This window comes from Paenibacillus methanolicus, assembly GCF_008124765.1.
GTDB classification, from domain to species: Bacteria; Bacillota; Bacilli; order Paenibacillales; family Paenibacillaceae; genus Paenibacillus_Z; species Paenibacillus_Z methanolicus.
Window position 1 is genome coordinate 1 of record NZ_VNHS01000029.1, and the last position, 1,699, is coordinate 1,699.

Here is a 1,699-nt window from a genome sequence, read left to right on the forward strand (position 1 = left end):
GGAGGCCACTGAAGAACTTACGCATTTTTCTTTGACGGCTTACGTCTCAGACAAAAAGACATCCATTTCCCACCTTTTGGGAATGGATGTCTTCTTTTTTAGGTCAAATACAGCTCCATCATTCGGTAATTCTTAGTCTGTTAATTTTAAGATTCGTTTTAAATTCACGGCGAATATTGTCATCGCCCCTTGCATTTCCATGCCAAGCAGACCCGAGGATGTCGCGACATCATACCCGTGTCCATGTTTGAGTTCACTGTTCTTCGCTTCAATTTTGTAGCGTTCCTTGGCTTTTTCCTTGAAATACGCTGAATCCTGGAACGCCATTTGCTCGGTGTGCTCATCGGATTTAATACTTACCGAATAGCTTTTGCTTTTAGCGCCTTCTTTGTAGCATCCTTCCTTGAACGGACAATGCTTGCATAGTTCCACATCAAAATAATAGGTGTCCGTTTGGTTTTTGCCGACCCCTTTTTTACCCTGCCGAGCCTTTCGAATGGCCATATGTCCAGCTGGACATACGTACATGCCTGCATCTTTGTTGAATAAAAATTCGTCTTCTTTCTTACGCGCACCTTGCGTGACGAGGGGATTTAGTTTGGCAACAAGTTCAATTTCATTTGTTTTCGTGTACGCAATATTATCTTTTTCGGAATATGCTGTATCCCCAATTACCGTTTTGACCTGCATGCCAGCTGCTTTGCTTTTTTCGATAAGGGTCTGCAATTGCTTGCCGTCATTCTTCTCACCCGTTGTAATGACAGCCGCCGTAATAAGGCGTTCCTCGGTCATCGCTAGATGAGTTTTGTATCCAAAAAACGCGGAATCTGCGCTCTTGTGGCCAACGCGCGCATCCGGATCCGCCGCCAGGCGAAGTTGCTCGACGTCATCCGCAACCGTCTCTTTCAGCAGGTTAAGCGGCTCCACAATTTTCGGCACTTGTGCAATGCCACTCTCATTTTCGATGAAGTTGACGAGTTTTTGGCAGTACGCAATTTCATCTTCGAGTTCGCTCGTTGTATTCTTTGCCGGCATTTTGGCCTTGACCGACTCATCCATGGTGTACACGGCTTTTCGCAATTTCCGTGCACGGTCTTGCAGAATTTCTTGAGGCGTTTTCTGGTTGTAGCGTGACTTCGTATGCGTGGCGTCGACGATGATGGAAGTGCTCTTCAGGATATTTTGCTCGATGGCAAGTGCTACGGTCTTGCCGATGAGCATGTCCAAAAGGTTGATGTCTTTCAACCGCAGCTTGCGGAATTTCGTCAGAGAGCTCGGATCGTTGACCGGGTCCTCCGGTGCCATGCCTAGGAAGTATTTGAACGACAGGTCGTACTTAGAGCGCTCGACAATGTCGACGTCAGAGAGTTCAAAGATCGCTTTCAGAAGCAAATATTTAAACATGCGAATAGGATCAATGGCATTGCGTCCATTGTCCAGGCAATATTTCGTTTCCAGCTCGTCATATATGAAAGAGAAGTCCACCAATTGATTGATTTGACGTAGCATATTATCCTTCGGCACGACGATGTCATACAGTGCCGCATAAGGACTCAAAACTAAGGTTTGTTGTTGCCGAATCATCCGCTCTCACCCGCTCTTTATGATGACTCTATTATAAAGCAAAAAAGGTACAGCCTCTTCAAATTTCTTGAAGGTCTGTACCTTTTCCTACGAGACGGACTTTTTCAGTGGCCCC

Annotated in this window: 1 protein-coding gene; it reads right to left on the bottom strand. The window is 45.9% G+C overall.

From position 1 onward, the window contains the following. Positions 1–132: 132 nt before the first annotated feature. Positions 133–1,584, bottom strand: a complete 1,452-nt coding sequence (locus tag BCM02_RS35035) for an IS1182 family transposase (protein ID WP_148933748.1) — start codon at positions 1,582–1,584, stop codon at positions 133–135. Between the last annotated feature and the right edge of the window lie 115 nt (positions 1,585–1,699).